At 61.8% G+C, this 22,102-nt stretch carries 17 protein-coding genes, 2 tRNA genes and 1 pseudogene; 13 read left to right on the top strand and 7 right to left on the bottom strand.

What is annotated here, in order from left to right; all coding sequences use genetic code 11:
* Positions 1–96 precede the first annotated feature (96 nt).
* The 3 genes from ACUN0E_RS41090 to ACUN0E_RS41080 all read right to left on the bottom strand — a co-directional run bounded on the left by ACUN0E_RS41090 (position 97) and on the right by ACUN0E_RS41080 (position 1,729).
* Positions 97–684, bottom strand: coding sequence for a LysE family translocator (locus tag ACUN0E_RS41090; RefSeq protein ID WP_445570161.1), 588 nt, complete (start codon positions 682–684; stop codon positions 97–99).
* Positions 685–770: 86 nt separating this feature from the next.
* A complete protein-coding gene (locus ACUN0E_RS41085) occupies positions 771–1,514 on the bottom strand; it encodes a UPF0149 family protein (protein ID WP_445570160.1) in 744 nt (247 codons plus the stop codon).
* Between the two features lie 139 nt (positions 1,515–1,653).
* A tRNA-Lys gene (locus ACUN0E_RS41080) sits at positions 1,654–1,729 on the bottom strand.
* 203 nt (positions 1,730–1,932) lie between these two features.
* On the opposite strand from ACUN0E_RS41080, the gene ACUN0E_RS41075 reads away from it, so the two are divergent.
* Positions 1,933–2,337, top strand: a complete 405-nt coding sequence (locus ACUN0E_RS41075; protein ID WP_408236956.1) for a PaaI family thioesterase — start codon at positions 1,933–1,935, stop codon at positions 2,335–2,337.
* Positions 2,338–2,388: 51 nt separating this feature from the next.
* Positions 2,389–3,264, top strand: a complete 876-nt coding sequence (locus tag ACUN0E_RS41070; RefSeq protein ID WP_408236953.1) for a patatin-like phospholipase family protein — start codon at positions 2,389–2,391, stop codon at positions 3,262–3,264.
* 139 nt (positions 3,265–3,403) lie between these two features.
* On the opposite strand, the gene ACUN0E_RS41065 is transcribed toward ACUN0E_RS41070, so the two are convergent.
* The gene (locus ACUN0E_RS41065; RefSeq protein WP_408236950.1) at positions 3,404–4,417 is read right to left on the bottom strand and encodes a D-2-hydroxyacid dehydrogenase family protein; all 1,014 of its coding nucleotides are present in this window, start codon (positions 4,415–4,417) and stop codon (positions 3,404–3,406) included.
* A gap of 376 nt (positions 4,418–4,793) precedes the next feature.
* Between ACUN0E_RS41065 and ACUN0E_RS41060 the strand changes: the two genes are divergently transcribed.
* Positions 4,794–6,662 carry a phosphoenolpyruvate carboxykinase (GTP) gene (locus tag ACUN0E_RS41060; protein WP_445570159.1) on the top strand — a complete coding sequence of 623 codons (1,869 nt, stop codon included), beginning with the start codon at positions 4,794–4,796 and terminating at the stop codon, positions 6,660–6,662.
* 342 nt (positions 6,663–7,004) lie between these two features.
* On the top strand, positions 7,005–8,105 hold the full coding sequence (locus ACUN0E_RS41055; protein WP_408236944.1) for a LysR family transcriptional regulator: 1,101 nt from the start codon (positions 7,005–7,007) through the stop codon (positions 8,103–8,105).
* Between the two features lie 146 nt (positions 8,106–8,251).
* Here ACUN0E_RS41055 and ACUN0E_RS41050 read toward each other — a convergent pair.
* The 3 genes and pseudogenes from ACUN0E_RS41050 to dprA form a co-directional block, all read right to left on the bottom strand.
* Positions 8,252–10,929, bottom strand: a pseudogene (locus ACUN0E_RS41050) (DNA topoisomerase III).
* A gap of 250 nt (positions 10,930–11,179) precedes the next feature.
* Positions 11,180–11,557: a thioredoxin family protein gene (locus ACUN0E_RS41045; RefSeq protein WP_408236938.1), complete on the bottom strand. Its 378-nt coding sequence runs from the start codon at positions 11,555–11,557 to the stop codon at positions 11,180–11,182.
* Between the two features lie 89 nt (positions 11,558–11,646).
* Positions 11,647–12,891: a DNA-processing protein DprA gene (gene dprA, locus ACUN0E_RS41040; RefSeq protein ID WP_445570158.1), complete on the bottom strand. Its 1,245-nt coding sequence runs from the start codon at positions 12,889–12,891 to the stop codon at positions 11,647–11,649.
* Positions 12,892–13,134: 243 nt separating this feature from the next.
* Here dprA and def point away from each other — a divergent pair, with 243 nt between their 5' ends.
* From def to ACUN0E_RS40995, 9 genes are all read left to right on the top strand, one after another.
* Positions 13,135–13,638, top strand: coding sequence for a peptide deformylase (gene def / locus ACUN0E_RS41035; RefSeq protein WP_445570157.1), 504 nt, complete (start codon positions 13,135–13,137; stop codon positions 13,636–13,638).
* A 31-nt stretch (positions 13,639–13,669) separates the two neighbouring features.
* Entirely contained in the window at positions 13,670–14,659 is a 990-nt protein-coding gene (fmt, locus tag ACUN0E_RS41030; RefSeq protein ID WP_408236930.1) for a methionyl-tRNA formyltransferase, read from the top strand.
* Positions 14,660–14,773: 114 nt separating this feature from the next.
* Positions 14,774–15,415 (top strand): LysE family translocator, encoded by a 642-nt coding sequence (locus tag ACUN0E_RS41025; protein WP_408236927.1) that lies wholly within the window; start codon positions 14,774–14,776, stop codon positions 15,413–15,415.
* A 103-nt stretch (positions 15,416–15,518) separates the two neighbouring features.
* The gene (gene htpX, locus ACUN0E_RS41020) at positions 15,519–16,376 is read left to right on the top strand and encodes a zinc metalloprotease HtpX (protein ID WP_408521160.1); all 858 of its coding nucleotides are present in this window, start codon (positions 15,519–15,521) and stop codon (positions 16,374–16,376) included.
* A gap of 306 nt (positions 16,377–16,682) precedes the next feature.
* A complete protein-coding gene (gene rsmB, locus ACUN0E_RS41015; RefSeq protein WP_408236922.1) occupies positions 16,683–18,122 on the top strand; it encodes a 16S rRNA (cytosine(967)-C(5))-methyltransferase RsmB in 1,440 nt (479 codons plus the stop codon).
* Positions 18,119–18,718, top strand: coding sequence for a DUF4390 domain-containing protein (locus ACUN0E_RS41010; RefSeq protein ID WP_445570156.1), 600 nt, complete (start codon positions 18,119–18,121; stop codon positions 18,716–18,718). The genes rsmB and ACUN0E_RS41010 overlap by 4 nt, the downstream gene beginning before the upstream one ends.
* Positions 18,708–21,122 carry a sensor histidine kinase gene (locus tag ACUN0E_RS41005; protein ID WP_408236916.1) on the top strand — a complete coding sequence of 805 codons (2,415 nt, stop codon included), beginning with the start codon at positions 18,708–18,710 and terminating at the stop codon, positions 21,120–21,122. Before ACUN0E_RS41010 ends, ACUN0E_RS41005 begins: the two co-directional genes overlap by 11 nt.
* On the top strand, positions 21,123–21,815 hold the full coding sequence (gene esaR / locus ACUN0E_RS41000; RefSeq protein ID WP_408236913.1) for a response regulator transcription factor EsaR: 693 nt from the start codon (positions 21,123–21,125) through the stop codon (positions 21,813–21,815).
* Positions 21,816–21,909: 94 nt separating this feature from the next.
* Positions 21,910–21,985: transfer RNA gene (locus tag ACUN0E_RS40995), tRNA-Phe, on the top strand.
* Positions 21,986–22,102 lie beyond the last annotated feature (117 nt).

Genomic DNA, 22,102 nt, shown 5'->3' with positions numbered 1-22,102 from the left:
GCATTTCACTCGACCGTCAAACAACTGCTGACGATGGCGTCGGGCAATGTAGCTGAAGTAGCGGTTGCGCCTCGTGAGCGCGTCCTGCTGCGCGCGTCACGCGATCAGCAGATACAGCGCGCTGGCCGCGAGCAAAGCCGCCATCGCACGATTGAAAAACCTCACGCGCTTGGGCTCCTGCAGGTATCGACGCAGGAACGTGCCGGCATACGCCCAGCAGGCAATCGACAGATAGCAAACCACAAAGTACACGACGGTGAATTGCCAGACGAGCCGGCCGCCGCCATCGGCCGCGTAGGCGCCCATGCCGGCTAATGACGCGAGCCATGCTTTCGGATTAAGCCACTGCATCGCCGCGCCGTATGCGAACGATGGCCCGCGAGTGGGTTTGTCCGCGCCGAGCTTGCCGTCATCGATGGCGAGTTTGCAGGCCATGTAAAGCAGAAACCCGACGCCGGCCCATTTGACGATGTTGATCAGATTGGGGAAGTGCGCGAGCAACTCATGCAGACCCAGACCGATGAGCAACAGCAACAACGTGAATCCGACGGTTGCGCCGGTCACATGCCGCATGCTCGCAGTGAATCCATGTTGTGCGCCGGCACTCAGCGCGACGACATTGACCGGCCCGGGAGAAATCGACGAGGCCAATGCGAAGGCGGCCATGGAGAGTAAAATGGTCATCTGATGCCTCGATACGTGAGTGCGCAGGATTTGCGACGCTCAACGGTATCGGGCAGTAGGGTGGGGTGTATTGAAGGAAATGACTTTCAGTGAAGCGTCGCCGCGTCGCCGCAGCACTTCTTGAATTTCTTGCCGCTGCCGCAAGGACACGGGTCGTTGCGTCCCACCTTCGGCTCGGTGCGCTGCATCGCGGCGAGCTTCTGCTCGTGGACGGCCTGACGGTGGGGGAGCCAGAAGCGATAGATCGCGGCGATGCTGGCGGGAATCTGCTTGGTGAGGGCTTCACGCTGTTCTGGCGTGTCGACCAACTGCGCCTCTTCCGGCGTCAGCTCCTCGGAGCCCATCAGGTGTAGCGGATCCAGCCATGCCCGACCCTGCTCGCTATCGAACAGCGCTTGCCAATCTGCCCGAACTACAGCGAGGCCCTGCATGAAGCCGAAAGCCCACGCTTCGCCGTCGATGTATTCGCGTTCACTATCGTCAACTTGGCTGAAGCCAAACACCGGCTCGAACTCATCGGGGTCATCTTCCAGGCAGGTAATGATGCCGTTCATGTTCCGCAAGATCAGCCCGAGGATGTGCTGCGCCTGATCCATCGTTTCGAACGCAGGCGCGTCACTCTCGCTGGGCCCCCAGACGCCCGGCAGCCAGTAACTGGGCGGCACGGTAGTCGGCCCGATGGCCATCGCGGTCAGATAACCGTCGAGCCCCTCGATCGTCAGCGTCTCGTCTGAGGTCAGATCGGAAATCAGAAACTCATCGAGTTCGTCGAACTCTTCTTCGGAGAGCGGGTTGGCCAGATCGGCGGGGGCGAGTTTTGATTTGGACATGGTGAGGCTCCGGCGCTTCGAATCGTGGATCCCGATGGCATGCGGGAGATACGGAGTCGGCGTGCCCACATGGCACCCGTGCCGCAAAGGCGCAAAGCAAAAAGCCCAGTCGCAAGGACCGGGCTTTTTGTTGAATCTTTGGTGGGGCGTGACAGATTCGAACTGTCGACCTACGGATTAAGAGTCCGCTGCTCTACCAGCTGAGCTAACGCCCCAAACAGAAGCGAAATTATGCCGAAACTTTCCAGGATTGCCAACCCCCTTTAGCAGATTTCTTAAAAAATCTGGGCAGGGAGGCGACCCAAAGCCCGATCTGCCTGCCGTCAGACACCGGAAAGGCGCGCGGCTCACCGTCCCGGTATCATGTCGCGGACATCTGCCGCGCGAAGCGTCGCGCGGCTTTCGACCGGGGACCGCCATGGATGACAAAGAAATTATCGAGCTGCTCGACCGCATCCTCGCGCCTTGGGTCCGCTCGCTCACGCTGACCCCGGTCAAGGTCGACGAAGAGAGTGCGACTTTGCGCCTGCCGTTCTCCGGCGGGCTGCGCCACTCGGGCGGCGTGATCTGCGGGCAGGTCTTTATGGCGGCCGCCGACACGGCAATGATCGTCGCGATTTCGGCTGCGCTCGGCGGTTTCAAGCCGATGAGCACGGTGTCGCTCAACATCAGTTTCATGCGTGCGGTCCGTAACGGCGACGTGCTGATCACCGCGCGCGTGCTGCGCATGGGCCGCAATCTCGTGTTTGGCGAAGTCGAATTATTCGACGAAGCCGGCAACATGGCGGTGCACGCCACCACCACCTACGCGCTGCTCGACTGAAACCCGAGACTTGAAGTTGGCTCGCAAGCCGCAATAGAGGAAAAAGCCAAGATGTTCGATCAGGTCGTATTCGCCGGCGGTGGCAATCGCTGCTGGTGGCAGGCGGGGTTCTGGGACGTGGCGCAGCCGGCGCTGGATATCCGGCCGCGTGTCATCACCAGCATTTCGGCCGGTGCTGCCACCGCGTGCATGCTCTACACGCGCGATTCCGACTGGGTCATGCGCTATTACGAAGAAGCACTGCGTCACAACACCCGCAACGCGTACTGGGGCAATCTGCTGCGTGGCGAATCGGTGTTTCCACATTACCGGATCTACCGGCAGGCGCTGCTCGACATCTACGGCGACAAGTTCTCGACGCTCGCCGACGCGCCAGAAATCCGCATCGGCGTATCGCACCTGCCGCGCTGGCTTGGCGCGCGAAGCGCCGTCGCTGCGGGCCTGATTGCGTACAACATCGAGAAATACGTGCGCAAGACGCTGCATCCGACGCTCGGTCAGACGCTCGGTTTTCATCCGGAATTCGTTCGCGCGCAGGATTGTGCGACGGTCGAGGATCTCGCCGATCTGATTCTGCAATCGTCGAGTACGCCGCCGTTCACGCCGGTTTTGCGGCGCAATGGGCGGCCGGTGCTGGATGGCGGAATGGTCGACAACGTGCCGGTCGGCGCGCTCGACGCCGATGCACCCGGCAACGTGCTGGTGATGGTCACGCGTCTTTATCCGCGGCCGCAGATGTTCGTCGTGCCGCATGGCGTGCAGCAACGGCTCTACGTGCAGCCGTCGCGCAAGGTGCCGATTTCGAGTTGGGATTACACGAGCCCATCGCAGATGGTGCACGCGTACAACCTCGGCCGTGCCGATGGTGAGGTCTTTCTGGAACGCATGCCTGATCTGCTGGAAGCCGGCGCGCACGAAGCGCGCTGAGGTGAATGTGACTAACGGTGCGGCGCGGCTTCTAAAAGCATTGCGCGGCGCGCAGGCCACGCGCCAACCAGATCGGCGCGCAGATTGAAGCCGAAACAACCGCGAGGGATTAACGCGGTCGCTTAACCAACGCCACAGATTACCGCCGACGCCCGCCCTGCAACGCTTCCGGATTCGCTGTACTGGAGGTATCGCCGGCGTCGAAAGCCAGAATGTTCTGGAATGCCGCGGTGAAATACAACTCGTAGCTCTCGCGCTCCACGTAGCCGATGTGCGGCGTGCAGATCACGTTCTCCATGCGCAGCAGGCTGTAGCCCTGCAGAATCGGCTCGCTCTCATAGACATCGATCGCGACCATCCCCGGACGGTTGTGCGACAGCGCGTTCACCAGGGCGTTTTCGTCGAGCAGTTCGGCCCGGCTCGTGTTCACGAGTAATGCGGTCGGCTTCATCCGCATCAGGTCTTCCTCCTTGACGATGCCGCGCGTGTCGTCATGCAGACGCAGGTGCAACGACAACACGTCGCTCTGCTCGAACAGCGCCTCGCGGCTCTCGGCCACGCTATATCCCTCCGCGCGCGCGGCTTCGCGCGAATGCTCGCGGCCCCAGATCAGCACGTTCATGCCAAACGCCTTGCCGTATCCCGCAAGCAGCCGTCCGATCTTGCCGTAACCCCAAATTCCCAGCGTCTGACCGCGCAACACCTGACCCAGACCGAAGTTCGGCGGCAGTGCCGACGTCTTCAAACCGGATTGCTGCCAGGCCCCTTGCTTAAGGTTTGCTACGTATTGCGGAATCCGCCGTTGAGCCGCCATGATGAGGGCCCAGGTCAGTTCGGCCGGTGCGGTCGGCGAGCCGCTGCCTTCCAGCACGGCAATGCCGCGCTCGGTACAGGCGGCCAGATCGATATGGCTGGAAACTTTGCCGGTCTGACTGATCATGCGCAAATGCGGCAACTTGTCGAGCAGTTGCGAGCTGATACGGGTGCGTTCGCGAATCAGGACGAGAGCGTCGACTTCGGAAAGACGGCTCGCCAGTTGCCCGAGACCGCGGACGGTGTTGTTGAAAACCTTGACCTCATGGTCGGCAAGCAGTTGAAAGCAATCGAGCTTGCGGACAGCGTCCTGGTAATCGTCGAGGATGGCAATCTTCATGGTATGTGTCTTGCGACGCACCATAGCGGTGCGGAACGGAGTGTTATGCTGACTGTCCCATCATGTGACCCAGGTCACATGATGGTATGACTGAATGCCTTAATGTAGAAGCTGCCGCATAGAACGGCAGCGCCACTGCAAGGCAGATTGACATCGTTTTTAACAGTTTGTTGCGTGTTGAGGCAAGCCGCTTTACAGACGGTTGCAGACAACTGTCCGCGGATGCCTCCATGCAACACGCTGTGTGGCCCGTGATGACCTGCACAATTGTGCGTCGGCTTGTAGGAATGTCGTCGCGAAGAACCTAACGCCTCTCGCATGCAGCGTCACTGGGCTTGTACCGTTTTTCTATTGCTTTCAAAACGGAGACAGGTCGATGAATCATCCCTCATTCGAAGGACAGCCCACCGTCGAGGCGTCTGCAGGAGCGCCCGCGTGGGTCAAAAACCGGAAACTGGTCGACTGGGTCCAGCGCGTTGCCGCCATGACCAAGCCCGACCAGATCGTCTGGTGCGACGGTTCACCGGAAGAGTACGACCGGCTGTGCGCCCAGATGGTCGAAGCCGGCACCCTTAAGAAACTGAACCCCGCCAAACGTCCGAATTCTTATCTGGCATGGTCTGATCCGTCGGACGTGGCGCGTGTGGAAGACCGCACATTCATCTGCTCAAAGCGCCGTGAAGATGCCGGGCCGACCAACAACTGGATCGAACCGGCTGAGATGCGCTCGAAGCTCGACGGCTTGTTCGATGGCGCGATGCGTGGCCGCACCATGTACGTGGTGCCGTTCTCGATGGGGCCGCTCGGTTCGCCGATCGCGCACATCGGCGTCGAGTTGAGCGACAGCCCATACGTGGTGACCAACATGCGCATCATGACGCGCATGGGCCGCAAGGTGTACGAGGTACTGGGCGAAGACGGCGAATTCGTGCCGTGCGTACATTCGGTCGGCGCGCCGCTCGCGGCGGGCGCGAAAGACGTACCGTGGCCGTGCAACGACACCAAATACATTGTCCACTTCCCCGAATCGCGCGAAATCTGGAGCTACGGCTCGGGCTATGGCGGCAATGCGTTGCTCGGCAAGAAGTGCTTCGCGCTACGTATCGCATCCACCATGGGTCGCGACGAAGGCTGGCTCGCCGAACACATGCTGGTTCTCGGCGTGACGTCGCCGCAAGGACACAAGCATCACGTCGCGGCGGCGTTTCCGTCGGCTTGCGGCAAGACCAATTTCGCGATGCTGATTCCGCCGGAAGGCCTGAACGGCTGGAAAATTTCCACGATCGGCGACGATATTGCGTGGATCAAGCCGGGTAAGGACGGCCGCCTGTACGCGATCAATCCGGAAGCGGGTTATTTCGGCGTCGCGCCAGGCACGAGCGAAAAGACCAACTTCAACGCGATGGCTACGCTGAATGAAAACGTCATCTTCACGAACGTCGCGCTGACGGATGACGGCGACGTCTGGTGGGAGGGCATGACCGACGCACCGCCCGCGCATCTGATCGACTGGCAGGGCAAGGACTGGACGCCGGCGATCGCGAAAGAGAGTGGGCGCAAGGCCGCGCACCCGAACGCGCGCTTCACGGCGCCGGCTTCGCAATGTCCGTCGATCGATGCCGACTGGGAAAACCCGGCGGGCGTCGCGATTGACGCGTTCATTTTCGGCGGCCGCCGTTCAACCACCGTGCCGCTCGTCACCGAAGCGCGCAACTGGGTCGAAGGCGTGTACATGGCCGCGACCATGGGCTCGGAAACGACCGCGGCCGCCGCAGGGCAGCAGGGCGTGGTGCGCCGTGACCCGTTCGCGATGCTGCCGTTCTGCGGCTACAACATGAGCGACTATTTCGGGCACTGGCTGAAAACCGGTGAGCGCCTCGAGAAACTGAACGCCAGGCTGCCGAAAATCTTTTGCGTCAACTGGTTCCGTAAGGGTGCGGACGGCAAGTTCGTCTGGCCGGGCTTCGGCGAGAATATGCGCGTGTTGAGCTGGATGGTCAGGCGCATCGAAGGCCACGCGGAAGGTGAAGAACATGCGTTCGGCGTGTCGCCGCACTACGAAGACATCGACTGGAGTGGCCTGAATTTCAGCCGCGAGCAATTCCAGCAGGTGATTTCTGTCGACGACGCGGCATGGCGCGACGAACTCGCGCTGCATGCCGAGTTGTTTGACACATTGCAGCAAGGTCTGCCGCCGGCTTTGAAACAGACCAAACTCGCGCTCGAAGGAAAACTCGCTGCCTGACGAGGTGAGTGTTCACTTCGCATAAAAGCCGCCTTCGGGCGGTTTTTTCTTTCCCGCTCCGACCTGCACGGCGATTTTCTCTGATTTCACAATGGCGGGGAGACCTTTGCATCTGTTCGAACAAAAAAGACAGTGCAAGCTGCGGTGCAGCAGATTGTTGCTTTAGTCGGAACAATCGAGGTCCGTGCCCCACACTGGGGAGCACAGTGACACAAATATCGACAATATTTCCGCTTTGGCGGGCAACTTCTGCACGATTTCGCGAGTCGTAGGAGAATTCCAAGTTCGCTTCACTGGTTTTCACTAATTGTCAGGAAGCTGTAACACGGCAGGAGTTGTCCCATGGATCATTTGCAGTCGATGCGAGTTTTCGTCAAAGTGGCGGATCTCGGTAGTTTTGCCCGCGCTGCGAGCGCGATGGATATTTCCAACGCAGTTGCTACCCGTCACGTTGCCGATCTCGAAGGCCGGCTTGGTACGCGGCTGCTCAATCGCACAACCCGCAGCTTGTCCCTGACCGAATCCGGTCAGGTTTATCTCGAGCGCGCGCGCCAGATTCTCGACGAACTGGAAGACGTCGAGCAGATGGTGGTCGCGCGCAATCACGAACCCGTCGGCACGTTGCGAATAGTCGCACCGGTGGTGTTTGGGTTGCATAACCTTGCGCCCGTGCTGCAGACGTACGCGGAGCGCTATCCGAAAGTCATTCCCGATGTCACGCTGGTCGACCGTCAAGTCGATCTGGTCGAAGAAGGCTTCGACGTAGGCGTGGTGATCGCGCGGCAAATGCGCAGCGCGAGCATCGTCACGCGCCGTTTGACTACCGGCTGCATGACGGTGTGCGCAACGCCGGCCTATCTGGAGAAGCACGGCACGCCAACGCGTCCTGAGCATCTGCTGGAGCATCCGTGCCTGAGCTTGCCGTCCGAGTATTGGGGCGACGAGCGCGTGTTCACGGGCCCGGAAGGGGAAGTGCGCGTGCGTCCGTCCAATGTGATCGTGGCGAACAACACGGAAATGCTGCGGCAGTTCGCGCTGCTCGGCATGGGCATCGCGATTTTGCCGAGTTATCTGATCGGCCGCGACATGACGCGCGGCAGGCTTGTGCGTCTGCTCGGAGATTACCGTTTGCCGCAGGTCGAGATCAACATCGCGTATCCAAGCCGTCGTCACTTGCCGGCGAAGGTGCGCACGTTCATCGATCACCTGGTCGAGCATTTCAGCCAGACGCCGAACAGTCTGCTGGGCGAGCAGTGGATCAAGGACGGCCTTGGCAGGCCCGCCACGTCCGCGGCGCTCGATTCGGAGGATCACATGCCGCCGGAAGCGTTTGATGGCGCTGAGCCGCTCTCACGGCTCCTGGATAGCGAGCTATCGCCGATGCCGAAGACTTTGGCAAAGACGACGAACCGTCCACGGCCCACCGCTCTGTCGCCGCTTTGAGCGTGCGAGCGATGGCACCGGCGGCGCTGAGCTAAGCGCAGCCAGGTCCAAAACAAAAAGGCGCAGTCACATGAAGTGACTGCGCCTTTTTTCTGGGCAGGTGCGAGGCAGGCCGGAAACTGAATACCTCCGGCCGCCCGCCCGATTTACGAGCCCGTCTTGCGCGCTACCGCTTTTTTGGCCGGCGTCTTCTTGGCAGCAGCAGTCTTCGCAGCCGCAGTTTTCGTAGCGGGCGCTTTCTTCGCCGCTACCTTTTTGGCGGCCGGCGCCGCCTTCAATGCGACCGGTGCATCTTCGTCGTCCGACTCCGGCGCTGCCTTGGCTGCCGCCTTTGCCGCGGCGGTCTTCGCTGCTGTCTTGGCTGACGGCTCTTTCTTCTCGAACTCGAAGCCGATCTTGCCGTCGTTCTGCTTGACGAGGAACGCCTTGAAGTTACGACCGGTGCGCGACGACTTGAAGTTCGTCAGCAGGTCGGTGCGTCCTTCTTCGAGCAATTTCGCCATCTGCTCACGCGCGATCTCCTGCTGCAGAATCACCTTGCCCGAGCGGAAGTCGCAAGTCTTCGGATTTGCAACCGAGTTCTCGCAGACATAGCTCATACCGTGTTCGAACACGCGAGCCTTGCACTTCGGACACGCGCCGACCGATTGTTGGTCGGAGAAGTCAGGCGGTTCACCATCTTCACCGCCAGAGTCCTGACCGAAGTCGAACTCGAGCTTGTAGTTCTTGATCTCGTCGTCGAGCGAGAGCTTCAGGATCGCGGAGAACGGGCGGCCCATCTTGCTGCGGAAACCCGACAGCGGTCCGATCGTCTTGTTCTGCAACAGCTCTTCAACTTCCGGAATTTCGAACTGGCGTCCGCCCGGAATTTTCGAGATCGAAAACTCACACTTCGAGCAGGCAAAGCGCCGGTAGTTTTCCTTCACCTGGCCGCCGCAATTCGGACACGGCGTTTGCAACGTCGCGTAATCGCCCGGGATCGTGTCGGAATCGTACTCTTTCGCGCGCTTGACGATGGTCTGCGTCATGCGGGCGATTTCCTGCATGAACGCGTCGCGCGGCAGGTTGCCACGCTCCATCTGCGAGAGTTTGTACTCCCATTCGCCGGTCAATTCCGGTGCAGTCAATTCCTTTACGCCGAGGCCGCGTAGCAGCGTCATCAGCTGGAATGCCTTGGCGGTTGGAATCAGATCGCGGCCCTCGCGGATCAGATACTTTTCGCCGAGCAGCCCTTCGATAATGGCGGCGCGCGTGGCTGGCGTGCCGAGCCCCTTGGCGGCCATGGCTTCGCGCAACTCGTCGTCTTCGACCAGTTTGCCTGCGCCTTCCATTGCCGACAGCAAGGTCGCTTCGTTGTAGCGTGCGGGCGGTTTCGTTACCAGTTGCTGGGCGGCGATCTTGTCCGTCTTGACCTTCTCGTCCTTCTGCACCGGCACGAGGTTTGCGTCTTCGCCGCTGATTTCGCGGCCATAGACCTGCAGCCAGCCCGGTTCGACCAGCACCTTGCCTTCAGTCTTGAAGTGATGGCCGACCACTTCCGTGATCCGCGTCGTCACCCGGTATTCGGCGGCTGGGAAGAACACCGACAGGAAGCGTTTCACGACGAGGTCGTAAAGCTTCTGTTCCGGCTCGGACAGATTCTTCGGCGCTTGCGCCGTCGGGATGATTGCGAAGTGGTCGCTGATCTTCGAATTGTCGAAGATGCGCTTGTTCGGCTTCACCCAGCCCTTGTCGAGCACCTGCTTGGCATACGGGAGATAGTTGTTGCTCTCCTTGAGCATGCCGAGCGTTTCCTTGACTGTATCCATATAGTCTTCCGGCAACGCGCGCGCGTCGGTCCGGGGATAGGTCAGCACCTTGTGCTTTTCGTACAGCGCCTGAGCGAGGCCGAGCGTGTTCTTCGCCGAAAAGCCAAAGCGGCCGTTGGCTTCACGCTGCAAGCTGGTCAGGTCGAACAGCGCTGGCGACAGTTGCGTGGTCGGCTTTGATTCTTCGGTTACCTTGCCGATCTGGCCGCGGCAGGCGGCGACGATCGTTTCGGCCGCGGGCAGTGCCCACAGACGCGAATCGCGTTTTTCGGGATCGAACTCGTCGCGCTTGAATTGCGGATCGAACCAGCGGCCTTCGTAGAAACCGGCCGCGCAGACGAACTCCGCCTTCACTTCCCAGTAATCGCGCGGCACGAAGCGGCAATCTTCTCTTCGCGTTCGACGACGATCGACAGCGTCGGCGTCTGCACCCTCCCGACCGTGGTCAGGAAAAAGCCGCCGCCCTTGCTGTTGAACGCGGTCATGGCTCGCGTGCCGTTGATGCCGACCAGCCAGTCCGCTTCCGAACGGCAACGCGCCGCATCGGCGAGCGGCTGCATTTCTTCGTCGCTGCGCAGACGGGCAAAGCCGTCGCGGATCGAGCCGGCCGTCATTGACTGAAGCCACAGGCGCTGAACCGGTTGCTTGGCTTTTGCGTGCTGCGCGATCAGGCGGAAAATCAGCTCGCCCTCGCGCCCCGCGTCACATGCGTTGATCAGACGATCTACGTCTTTGCGCTTGAGCAGCTTGGTCAGCACCTTCAGGCGCGACTCGCTCTTGGCGATCGGATTCAGATCGAAATGCGGCGGAATGACGGGCAAGTTGGCGAAACTCCACTTGCCGCGCTTGACTTCATAGTCTTCGGGCGCGGCGATTTCCAGCAAGTGGCCGACTGCCGAGGAAAGGACGTAGTCGTCGCTTTCGTAGTATTCGTCATGCTTGGTAAAGCCGCCCAAAGCCTTCGCGATGTCGTTCGCGACGGAAGGCTTTTCGGCGATGATCAGTGCTTTGGACATGACTCGATGTGAGGTTGGTAGATCCGGGTTGATGGCCTTGAGTGCGCTTTTAACTAGCGCGACCCTCGTTTGCGACCTTTGCGACCCAATAACGACCGCTTTATAGCACACGGCGCGAGAGCGGCGTGTCAAGTGCCATAAAAAGCGCGCCATGATAATTGCGCGCTGAGTCACTGGGCAAGCTGCGGAAAACGCGTCGTGTATCGCTCGCAACGCCCGTGCCGCAAGCTTCAGCGGCTGACGGCTACATTCACGCGGCGGTCAGCGCGGGCCGTAGTTTGGGCGCGCCGCTGATGCCGGGCACGGCCGTCAGGTCAGACAACATCCGCTCCACAATCGCCGCCTGTGGCAAAACCGTGCCAAAAAAACGTGTCGTTACCGAGTCTTCGATCAGGATGGTCGGGAAATTTTCGACATCCAGATCGTCGAAGCGGTCCGCATGGGTTTCGATGTCGATCCATGCGAAACAGATATGCGGATGCCTTTCCGCCAGCCGGTCGAAGGCATCCCGATACTCACGGCAAGTCCCACACCACTCCGCGCACAGGCAGGCAACGAACAGCGTATCGGGTTCGTTGACGCGCTCGGCAATCCGGTCTTGGTCGGTGTCGAGATTCAGCGCGGGCATGGTGGTTCCTTGCGTACTTTTGTCAGGTGCTTTGGCGCGAATGTAGCATGGCCGATCCTGGATCGTGGTCAACCCTGGTCAATGCGGGGTCAGCCATGGGTCGCTCGCGTGAAGCGGCCGCCGGGCAGCGCGGTCACCTGGCCGGCGAGTTCGAGTTGCAACAGCGTGTTTTGCAACGCCGCGTCTCCCATCTCGGTGCGGATGGCAAGAATTTCAAGCGTGGCGGGGGCGTGGCCCAGTGCGTCGAGGAGTTGCAGCGCTTCCGCGCTCATGGCCGGCGGGGCTGAAGATGATGCAGGCCCCGCCGCCAATTCGGGCTGAATTGATGTCGGGGCATGGACCGCCAGCCATTCGGACTGGATCGCTGCCGATGCATGCTCTGAGCCCGCGCTTTTCCGACGCACCGCCTGTTTGCTGGCGGCTTTCGCAGCCACGGGCGTGGCAAAGCCTAGTTCCTCGAGCACCTCATCGGGCGTTTCCACCAGCTTGGCGCCCTGCTTGATGATTCGATGACAACCGCGCGATAAGGGCGCATGGATCGAGCCGGGCAATGCGAAGATATCGCGTCCCATTTCGTTGGCGAGCCGAGCCGTGATCAGCGAGCCTGAGCGCATTGCGGCTTCGACGATCACAACTCCGCTGACAAGGCCTGCGATCAGGCGGTTACGCTGCGGAAAGTTTGCGGCGCGCGCCGGCGTGCCGAGTGGCCATTCCGAAAGGATCGCCCCTTGCGCCGCAATCTGCCGCGCTAGTGCATGATGCGCGGCCGGGTACACGAGGTCCGCGCCGGTGCCGATCACGGCGACCGTGCCGCCGACGCCTTCCAGCCCGCCCCGATGCGCTGCACCGTCGATACCCAGCGCCAGCCCCGACACGATAGTGACGCCGGCTTGCGAAAGCTCACGTGCGAAGCGCTCCGCGTCTTCGATGCCTTGCGGCGTTGCGCTGCGGCTGCCCACCAGCGCGATCGCCCGTGTGTGCAACAAATCCAGCCGGCCCTTTATATATAGTAGCGGCGGCGGATCGGGCATGGTGAGTAGCACGGGAGGATAAGCAGGATCGTCGAGTGTCACCACGTGGTTGCCGGGCAGCGCCCACCATGCGATCGCCGCGTCGAGTTGCGCCTCGAAGTCTGGGCTGGGTGGTGCCAGCACAGCGCGCGCCGCAGTCTCGCCCGCGATCCCGGCAAGTGCCTCGAGCGATTGATTGAAAATCGCTTCCGGCAGTCCAAAAGCGCTTAGCAATAAGCGCAGGGCGGCGGGTTTCAACCCCGGCGCGAGCGAAAGCCGCAGCCAGGCGGCAAGTTCAATATCGGTTGCTGGCAAGGTGCGCATTGAAAGTCGATCCTCTTACAGGGCCAGCGGGCAGGCGGGCGCCATGCTAAAATTTTCATCATCCGAAATAACTGCAGCGCCGCGCCCACCCGCGCGGGCTCGTCGTTTAGCGCATGTGGCGCGTTGAATCGAACCGGTTCGACACCATCTATCCTCTGCGTAACGCGATGTGCCCACAACCTGGCCAAACGGCTAACGCGAGTCTTACACCGGTCAGCGGCGCCTAAAAACACACTCAAGATCATGGCTTTACTGAACATCATCAATTACCCGGACAAACGGCTGCACAAGGTTGCGAAGCCGGTCGAAGTGGTCAACGACCGCATCCGCCGGCTCGTCGCCGACATGGCTGAAACGATGTACGCGGCGCCCGGCGTCGGCCTCGCGGCGACCCAGGTGGACGTGCATGAACGCGTGATCGTGATCGACGTGTCGGAAACGCACGACGAACTGCTCGCGTTCATCAACCCTGAAATTGTCTGGTCGAGCGACGAGAAGAAGCTGTCGGAAGAGGGCTGCCTCTCGGTGCCGGGCATTTACGACAACGTCGAGCGCGCCGAGCAGGTGCGGGTTCGGGCGTTAAACGCGAAGGGCGAAACCTTCGAGATGGACTGCGAAGGGCTGCTGGCGGTTTGCGTCCAGCACGAAATGGATCACCTGATGGGCCGCGTGTTCGTCGAGTACCTGTCGTCACTGAAGCAGACGCGCATCAAGAGCAAGATGAAGAAGCTCGCCCACGCGATGTAATGCGCGCCCACCTCGCCTACTGCCCCCGTTCATGAGTCATTCGTTGCGCGTCATCTTTGCCGGTACGCCGGAGTTCGCCGCGGCCGCGCTGGCCGCGATCCATAGCGCCGGTTTTCCGGTGCCGCTCGTGCTGACCCGGCAAGATCAGCCTGCTGGACGCGGAATGAAATTGCAGGCGAGCGCGGTTAAGCGTTACGCGCAGGAGCATGGAATTGCGGTCGCGCAACCGCCCTCGTTGCGGCGCACGGGCAAGTATCCGGCTGAAGCGGCAGCCGCGATCGATCAACTGCGCGCCACGCCGCACGACGTGATGGTCGTGGCCGCGTACGGTCTGATCCTGCCGCAGGAAGTGCTCGATATTCCGCCGCTGGGCTGCATCAACATTCACGCTTCGTTGTTACCGCGCTGGCGCGGCGCCGCGCCGATCCATCGCGCGATCGAGGCGGGCGACGCGGAAACCGGCATCACGCTGATGCAAATGGACGCCGGACTCGACACCGGCGCGATGATCTCCGAAGCGCGCACGCCGATTTCCGACGTCGACACCACGGCCACCCTTCACGACCGTCTCGCACAAGACGGCGCGAGGCTGATCGTCGAAGCGCTGATCGAACTCGAGCGCAGCGGCAAACTGACGGCAACACCGCAACCGGCGGATGGCGTGACTTACGCGGAAAAGATCGGCAAGCACGAGGCTGCGCTCGACTGGCGTAAGCCGGCCGCAGCCCTCGCGCGTCAGGTGCGCGCGTTCGATCCGTTCCCCGGCGGTTTGGGGACGCTGGAAGACGGCACGTCGATCAAGATCTGGGCAGCGGTTCCAGTTGAAGCGCAAAGCAACGCAACCGCCCCCGGCGTCATCACCGAGGTCTCTCCCGAGGGCGTCGTGGTCGCCTGCGGTCAAGGCGCGCTGCGTCTCACGCAATTGCAAAAGCCGGGCGGTAAGCGCTTGCCGGTACGCGAATTCCTGGCCGGCGCAACGCTGGCCGCAGATCAGCGTTTCCAGCTTCCCGAAGCAAAATAACCGCATTGCGCATGTCTTGAACATCCCCCGTTCGGCCGATGTTCAAGGCGCCCCGCCCAGGGCTCGCGGCGCGTTAGAATCCTCTATGCAACAGCTTGTGTTTCGAGGATCCCCATGTTTGGCATCACCCATTTCGAATTTTTCGTCGTCGCGGTCTTTCTACTGAATGTGACGCCCGGTCCCGATACGGCTTACATCGTCGGGCGCAGCGTCGCTCAGGGCCGTGGCGCAGGTCTGATGTCCGCGCTCGGCATCTCCGCCGGTTGCTGCGTTCATTCGCTTGCTTGTGCGTTCGGCTTGACGGCGCTGCTGGCCGCTTCGGCCACCGCGTTCACCGTCATCAAGTTCGTCGGCGCTATTTATCTGATGTATCTCGGCGTGCGCCTGATTTTCGCGAAGCCGGCGGCAGACCAGGCGGGTGGCGAAGCGCGTGCGGCCGGCGCGCCGAAATCGCTGCGGCAGCTTTTCCTGCAAGGCTTCTGGACCAATGTGCTGAATCCCAAGGTCGTGCTGTTCTTCGTGTCGTTCTTTCCGCAATTCGTCACGACGGGCAGCGATCATAAGGCGCTGGCGTTCCTCACGCTCGGCGGGGTGTTTGTCGTGATGAGCATGATCTGGAACAGTTTTGTCGCGTGGATTGCCGGCAGTGTGACCCGGCGCTTCTCCGGCAAGCCATCGATGAAGAAGTGGCTGGATCGCGGCGTTGGCAGTGCATTCGTCAGCTTGGGCATCAAGCTCGCCACCGCATCAAGATGATTGAATTTTCCTCGCGCGCCCATATCTAACGTTTAGCTTACAATCAGTCGCCGCGATCATGCGGCGCAGATATGAACCCGCGTTAGGGCAAGGAGTTGCAGACATGTTCAATTGGGTCAAAACCGCGATGTTGATGGCCGCGATCACGGCCCTTTTCATCGTGATCGGCGGGATGATCGGCGGGTCGCGCGGCATGATGATCGCGCTCGTGATCGCCCTTGGGATGAATTTCTTTTCGTACTGGTTCTCGGACAAGATGGTCCTGCGCATGTACAACGCGCAGGAAGTCGACGAAAACAGTGCGCCGCAGTTCTACCGCATGGTGCGCGAACTCTCCACGCGCGCTAATCTGCCGATGCCGCGCGTCTATCTGATCAACGAAGACGCGCCGAACGCGTTCGCCACTGGCCGTAATCCGGAGCATGCGGCCGTCGCCGCCACCACCGGCATCTTGCGCGTGCTGTCCGAGCGCGAAATGCGCGGCGTGATGGCGCACGAACTGGCGCACGTGAAGCACCGCGACATCCTGATCTCTACGGTTTCGGCGACAATGGCCGGCGCTATTTCCGCACTGGCGAATTTCGCGATGTTTTTCGGCAGCCGCGACGAAAACGGCCGTTCGACCAACCCGATCGCCGGCATCGCTGTGGCGTTGCTCGCGCCGATCGCCGGTGCGCTGATTCAGATGGCGATTTCGCGCGCGCGTGAATTCGAAGCGGACCGTGGCGGCGCGCAGATTTCCGGCGACCCGCAGGCGCTCGCCTCGGCGCTCGACAAGATCCATCGTTACGCGAGCGGGATTCCCTTCCCGACGGCCGAGCAGCATCCGGCCACCGCGCAGATGATGATCATGAACCCGCTGTCTGGCGGGGGCGTCGCGAAGCTGTTCTCGACGCACCCGGCCACCGAGGAACGCGTCGCGCGTTTGATGGAAATGGCGCGCACGGGGCGCTTCGAGTAAAAAACAGCGCTACGTGGCGTGAAGAAAGGCGAGTCTGCGGCCTCGCCTTTCTTGTTTGAGCGCGGGGGATTTAGGCTAGTAGCGGCGCGCCCGGCTACGGCCAATGCGAGGCCCTTTCGCCTCAGGTGCAGTTCGCGTTGCGTCGCTTGCCCTCCTCTGCAGGTCCTTGCCCTATTGCTTGCAGCACCCGTTGCTGCGACTAAGGCTGTGGGCTGTCATTCGCCCTCGGCGGCCCCTGTCCCGCGCCACGCTACAATGTGTGCTGTTTGCGTCGCGCGCACCGCGTGGCCTGCTTTTGCCTTTTTCATGACTCCAAAGCCTTCTTCGCGTTCTGCTTCCCCATCGGCGCATCCGCGCGAATCCCGGTTGTCGATGCTGCATCTCGCGCCCGAGTCGCTCGGTTTCGCGCTCGACTGCGCGGGCCAGGCGGTCGGGGCCGTGCGCCTTGGCGCGGCCTTGCCGGCGGCGCTGCAATCCGTGTTCGTCTGCTCGGCTGAGGGCAGTGCCGCCGTTGCGCGCGGCGCAGTGCAGGACATCGCGTATCGCACCATGCGGCGTCTGGCGACCACCGAGTGGCTGATCGCGAAGCTGGTGAAAAAGGCGCCGCCGCCGCATGTCGGGCATGTGCTTGCCTGCGCGTTCGCCTTGCTCGTCGACGATGAAGCGAACGCCGCCTATGCGCCGTTCACGGTCGTCGATCAGGCGGTGGGCGCCATCGCCGCGCGTCGTGAGTTTGCGTTCGCAAAGGGCCTCGTCAACGCCGTGCTGCGCAATTTCCTGCGCGAGCGCGAGGCGCTGCTGGACGCAGCGCAAGCCGACGAAGTCGCGCGTTGGAACTACCCGATGTGGTGGATCGATGCGGTCAAAAACGCATGGCCCGAGGCATGGCAAGCGGTGCTCGCGTCCGGAAATACGCAAGGTCCGCTGACGCTGCGCGTGAACGCACGCCGCTCGACGGTCGACGCCTATCTGCAAGTGCTGCAGGACCATCACATCCCTGCGAGCAAAGCCGGCGAGTATGCCGTCATGCTTGCTACGCCGATGCCGGTCGACCGCATCCCCGGCTTCAACGACGGTGTTGTGTCCGTGCAGGACGCCGGCGCGCAGCTTGCCGCGCAACTGCTCGACGTGCGTGACGGCATGCGCGTGCTTGACGCGTGCGCGGCGCCTGGCGGCAAAACCGGCCACCTGCTCGAACTCGCCAACCTGCAGCTCGTGGCGCTTGAAAGCGACGTGTCGCGCGCGCGCCGCATCGGTGAAAATCTGCGGCGGCTCAAGCTCGAAGCGGAAGTGCGTATCGGCGACGCGGGTGCGCCGGCAAAATGGCACGACGACATCGACCAGCCGTTCGATCGCATTCTGGCCGACGTGCCGTGCTCGGCCTCGGGCATCGTGCGGCGCCATCCGGATATTCGCTGGCTGCGCCGCGCGTCGGATATTCCCGCGCTGGTCGCCGAGCAGCGCCGCATTCTCGACGCGCTATGGCCGCTCGTGAAGCCAGGCGGCGAGTTGCTCTACGTTACGTGTTCGATCTTTCCCGAAGAAGGCGAGTTGCAGGCGCAGTGGTTTGGAAACAAGTATCAGGATGCGGTACGATTGGACGCGCCGGGGCAACTTTTACCCTCAGCTGCCCGCGCGCCCGCCGACACATCGGCCGGTTCCCATGCCGGACACGCCGCTGAAGATAGCGCCGGCTCGAACTCAGACCACGACGGATTTTTCTACGCGCGCTTCCAGAAACGGTGACAATCAAACGCTTCTTCCCGCTTCGGCTCGCTGCCGTGTTCTGGATCGTGCTGGCCATGTGGCTCGCCGCACCGGGCGCGGCATATGCCGATTCGATCGCGGTGCAGCGCGCGTCGCTGCAATCGGACAACACCGGCTGGAGCCTTGACGCACGTTTCGACTTCGACCTGAACAGCAATCTCGAAGACGCCGTCAACAAAGGCATTCCGCTGTACTTCACAACGGACTTCGAACTGAGCCGGCCGCGCTGGTACTGGTTCGACGAGCAGCCGGTGAGCGTGTCGCAGAGCATTCGCCTCTCATTCCAGCCGCTCACACGTGAGTATCGTGTCTCGAGCGTATCGTCGGGTGGGTTGCAACTCGGCTTCAGCACGCTGAAAGACGCGCTCGCGGTGATCAAGCACATCACGTCGTGGCATGTCATCGACCGCAATCAGGTGCATGCCGGAGAGACGTACACGGCGTCGGTGCGCACGCAACTCGACATCGCGCTGATGCCCAAGCCGTTCCAGATCGACGCGGTGAACAACCGCGACTGGAACCTCTCGTCCGAGTGGAAGCGCTTTACCTTCACGGTGACCGAACGTGCTAAATAGAGTGCGCCGAGCCACCAGCGTCAGCAGCATCGTCGTGCGCGTGCTGGTGTCCACGGTCGCCGTGACGGCCGTGCTGCTGCTCGTGCTGCTTGCAGCGGCGAGTGCGAACACCGAATTCTTCGACCGCTATTACCAGTGGCTGTATGCGGCCAACCTCGCGGTCGCGATGATCTTTTTGCTGGTGGTGGCGACGCTCGTCATCATCATCATTGCCCGGCTTCGAAAAGGTAAGTTCGGCACGCGGCTGTTAGCGAAACTCGCGTTTTTTATGGCGCTGGTTGGTGTGGTGCCGGGCGGCATCATTTACGTCGTCTCGTACCAGTTCGTGTCGCGCAGTATCGAATCGTGGTTCGACGTGAATGTCGAAACCGCATTGACCTCGGGCCTGAATTTGGGCCGCGGCATGCTCGACGCGTCGCTGTCCGATCTGCAGACCAAGGGCCGCTTGATGTCCGAGCAACTGGCGAGCGCGGATGCCGCCGGTACGACGCTCACGCTCCTGCGTTTGCGCGATCAGTTCGGCGTGCAGGATGCGACGATCGTCGAACCCACGCGCAGCATGTCGGGCGCGACGCCGGATATGCATGTGGTCGCGCAGGCATCCGGCAATTACGCCACGCTTGTGCCGAACGACCTGCCCACGCCGCTGATGATCGATCAGGCGCGCGGCCGCGGGTATGCGGCGATCGAAGGAGAAGTCGACGGCGATCCGCATGCGCATGGCAGCAAGGGCGTGTTGCGGCTGCGCATCGTGCAGCGCATTCCCGATTCGAATGCGTCGCTGTTGCAGCCCACTGAACGCTTTCTGCAACTCACGCAGCCGGTGTCGCCGTCGCTCGCGCGTAATGCCGACGCGGTGCAGCGAGCCTATCGCGAGTATCAGGAAAAGGCGCTGGGCCGCACCGGCTTGCGCAAGATGTACATCGGCACGCTGACGCTTGCGCTGTTCCTTGCCACCTTTATTGCGATGATGCTGGCGCTCGCGCTGGGCAATCAGCTCGCGCGGCCGTTGTTCCTGCTCGCGCAAGGCACCAAGGAGGTGACGGAGGGCGACTACACGCCAAAGCGCGAAATCAAGTCGCGTGACGAACTGGGCTTCCTTACGCAGTCGTTCAACGCGATGACGCGGCAGTTGTCCGAAGCGCGCGCGGCGGTCGAGAACAACCGCATCGCGCTCGAGCATTCGAAGGCCTATCTGGAAAGCATTCTCGCGAACCTGACCGCGGGTGTGTTCGTATTCGACCGGCAGTTCCGTCTCACCACCGCGAACCGCGGCGCCGAGCGCATCTTCCGTCAGCAGTTCCAGGAAGTGCTGGGTTCGGCGCTAGAGCAGATTGGCGTATTGATCGAATTCGGCGGGATGGTGCGCAAGGCATTTGCCGATCGCGAAGCCGCGAGCGGTGACGGTCACGACGACCGCGGCCACTGGCAGCAGCAGTTCTCGGTGCAGGTGCCGGGCGAAACCGAGCCGCTCACCTTGCTTGTGCGCGGCGCGCGTCTTGTGTCCGCCACTGATCGCGATGCGGAAGATATGCAGACCTCCGGCTACGTCGTCGTGTTCGACGATATTTCGGACGTGATCTCCGCGCAGCGGTCGATCGCCTGGGGCGAAGTGGCGCGGCGTCTCGCGCACGAAATCAAGAACCCGCTCACGCCGATCCAGCTTTCCGCCGAGCGTTTGCAGATGAAGCTCGCCGACAAGCTGTCGCCATCGGATGCCGATGTGTTGAAGCGCGGCGCGACCACCATCGTCAACCAGGTCGCGGCGATGAAGCAGATGGTCGACAATTTCCGCGACTATGCGCGCACGCCACCGGCGGTGCTGGCGCATCTGCAACTGAACGAACTGGTCAGCGAAGTGCTGACGTTGTACGGTATCGAGGAAGGCAAGGGCGCGATTCAGGTGGAACTCGCGGACTTGCCAGCGATTCGCGGCGACGCCACGCAATTGCGTCAGGTGATTCACAACTTGCTGCAGAATGCGCAGGATGCCGTGGCCGACGTCGAACAACCACGTGTGTTGCTCGAGACGAGGACAGTAGAATACGGAGACCCCGACGCTGAAGGCAAAGTACGCGTCGCGGTGCGTCTGACAGTGTCGGATAACGGACCGGGCTTTCCCGCGCGTATCCTCACACGTGCATTCGAACCTTACGTGACGACCAAGGCCAAAGGTACAGGTCTCGGTCTCGCGATGGTCAAGAAGATCGTCGACGAACACGGCGCGCGGATCGACATTCGCAACCGCATGAAAGCGGGCGATGTGATTGAAGGCGCGCAGATCTCGATCCTCTTCCTTCAACTGGCAGACGATGCCGCGGCACCTGGAGCAGGGCCGCGGGCGGCGCATGGCAATGCGGCGCAGGGAATGACAAAAGCAACAGTGCAGACAAGGGCAGCGTAAATGGCAACCATCCTGGTGGTAGATGATGAAATGGGCATCCGGGAATTGCTCTCGGAGATCCTGAGCGACGAGGGGCATGTCGTGGAAGCTGCGGAAAATGCGCAGGAAGCGCGCGAATTCCGCTTGCGCCAGGCGCCGGACCTGGTGCTGCTCGACATCTGGATGCCCGATACCGACGGCGTGACCCTGCTCAAGGAGTGGGCCGCGCAAGGGCAACTGACCATGCCGGTGATCATGATGTCCGGTCATGCAACCATCGATACGGCGGTCGAAGCGACCAAAATCGGCGCCCTCAATTTTCTCGAGAAGCCGATCGCGTTGCAGAAACTGCTGAAGGCGGTCGAGCAGGGCCTCGCTCGCGGCAACGCGGCGGCCGGTGCGCCGGGCGGCGCGGCGGCGAAGCCGGCGTTGCCGGTCAGCGCTTCCGCAGTGGCCTCGGCGGCTGCGTTGCCGATGCTGTCGTCGGATGGCATGGGCAGCGGCGCGTTGGCTGCGCAAACGGCGTCGATTTCATTCGACATTCCGTTGCGCGACGCGCGCGATGCGTTCGAGCGCGCTTACTTCGAATATCACCTCGCGCGCGAGAATGGCAGCATGACGCGCGTTGCGGAGAAGACGGGGCTGGAGCGTACGCACTTGTATCGCAAGCTCAAACAGCTCGGCGTCGATCTTGGCAAGAACAAAGGGGAGTGAACGGCGTGCCGTGCGTGCAGGTCCGGGTGGCCAGATTTTTTCGAGAAGGGGCTTGCCGCACTGCTGACCCTTTGATATCATTTCGTTCTTCGTTGGCCCGGTAGCTCAGTTGGTAGAGCAGCGGATTGAAAATCCGCGTGTCGATGGTTCGATTCCGTCCCAGGCCACCAGGATTCAGCCCCAGGAAATCGCAAGATTCCTGGGGCTTTTCCTTTTTCTGACAGGCATTCGCGGCGGTGGGGCTTGCTTGCCGTGGCGGTAGGGCGTGCTCGGCGGCGTTTGGCATC

The sequence above is a fragment of the Paraburkholderia sp. D1E genome, from assembly GCF_052682275.1.
Note: the sequence above shows the minus strand (reverse complement) of the source record. Positions and strands in the feature narration are given on the sequence as shown.

Excerpts from the sequence above, each read along its gene's own strand:
- ACUN0E_RS41090 (WP_445570161.1), bottom strand. The coding sequence starts at position 684 with ATGACCATTTTACTCTCCATGGCCGCCTTCGCATTGGCCTCGTCGATT.
- ACUN0E_RS41085 (WP_445570160.1), bottom strand. The coding sequence starts at position 1,514 with ATGTCCAAATCAAAACTCGCCCCCGCCGATCTGGCCAACCCGCTCTCC.
- ACUN0E_RS41075 (WP_408236956.1), top strand. The coding sequence starts at position 1,933 with ATGGATGACAAAGAAATTATCGAGCTGCTCGACCGCATCCTCGCGCCT.
- ACUN0E_RS41070 (WP_408236953.1), top strand. The coding sequence starts at position 2,389 with ATGTTCGATCAGGTCGTATTCGCCGGCGGTGGCAATCGCTGCTGGTGG.
- ACUN0E_RS41065 (WP_408236950.1), bottom strand. The coding sequence starts at position 4,417 with ATGAAGATTGCCATCCTCGACGATTACCAGGACGCTGTCCGCAAGCTC.
- ACUN0E_RS41060 (WP_445570159.1), top strand. The coding sequence starts at position 4,794 with ATGAATCATCCCTCATTCGAAGGACAGCCCACCGTCGAGGCGTCTGCA.
- ACUN0E_RS41055 (WP_408236944.1), top strand. The coding sequence starts at position 7,005 with ATGGATCATTTGCAGTCGATGCGAGTTTTCGTCAAAGTGGCGGATCTC.
- ACUN0E_RS41045 (WP_408236938.1), bottom strand. The coding sequence starts at position 11,557 with ATGCCCGCGCTGAATCTCGACACCGACCAAGACCGGATTGCCGAGCGC.
- dprA (WP_445570158.1), bottom strand. The coding sequence starts at position 12,891 with ATGCGCACCTTGCCAGCAACCGATATTGAACTTGCCGCCTGGCTGCGG.
- def (WP_445570157.1), top strand. The coding sequence starts at position 13,135 with ATGGCTTTACTGAACATCATCAATTACCCGGACAAACGGCTGCACAAG.
- fmt (WP_408236930.1), top strand. The coding sequence starts at position 13,670 with ATGAGTCATTCGTTGCGCGTCATCTTTGCCGGTACGCCGGAGTTCGCC.
- ACUN0E_RS41025 (WP_408236927.1), top strand. The coding sequence starts at position 14,774 with ATGTTTGGCATCACCCATTTCGAATTTTTCGTCGTCGCGGTCTTTCTA.
- htpX (WP_408521160.1), top strand. The coding sequence starts at position 15,519 with ATGTTCAATTGGGTCAAAACCGCGATGTTGATGGCCGCGATCACGGCC.
- rsmB (WP_408236922.1), top strand. The coding sequence starts at position 16,683 with ATGACTCCAAAGCCTTCTTCGCGTTCTGCTTCCCCATCGGCGCATCCG.
- esaR (WP_408236913.1), top strand. The coding sequence starts at position 21,123 with ATGGCAACCATCCTGGTGGTAGATGATGAAATGGGCATCCGGGAATTG.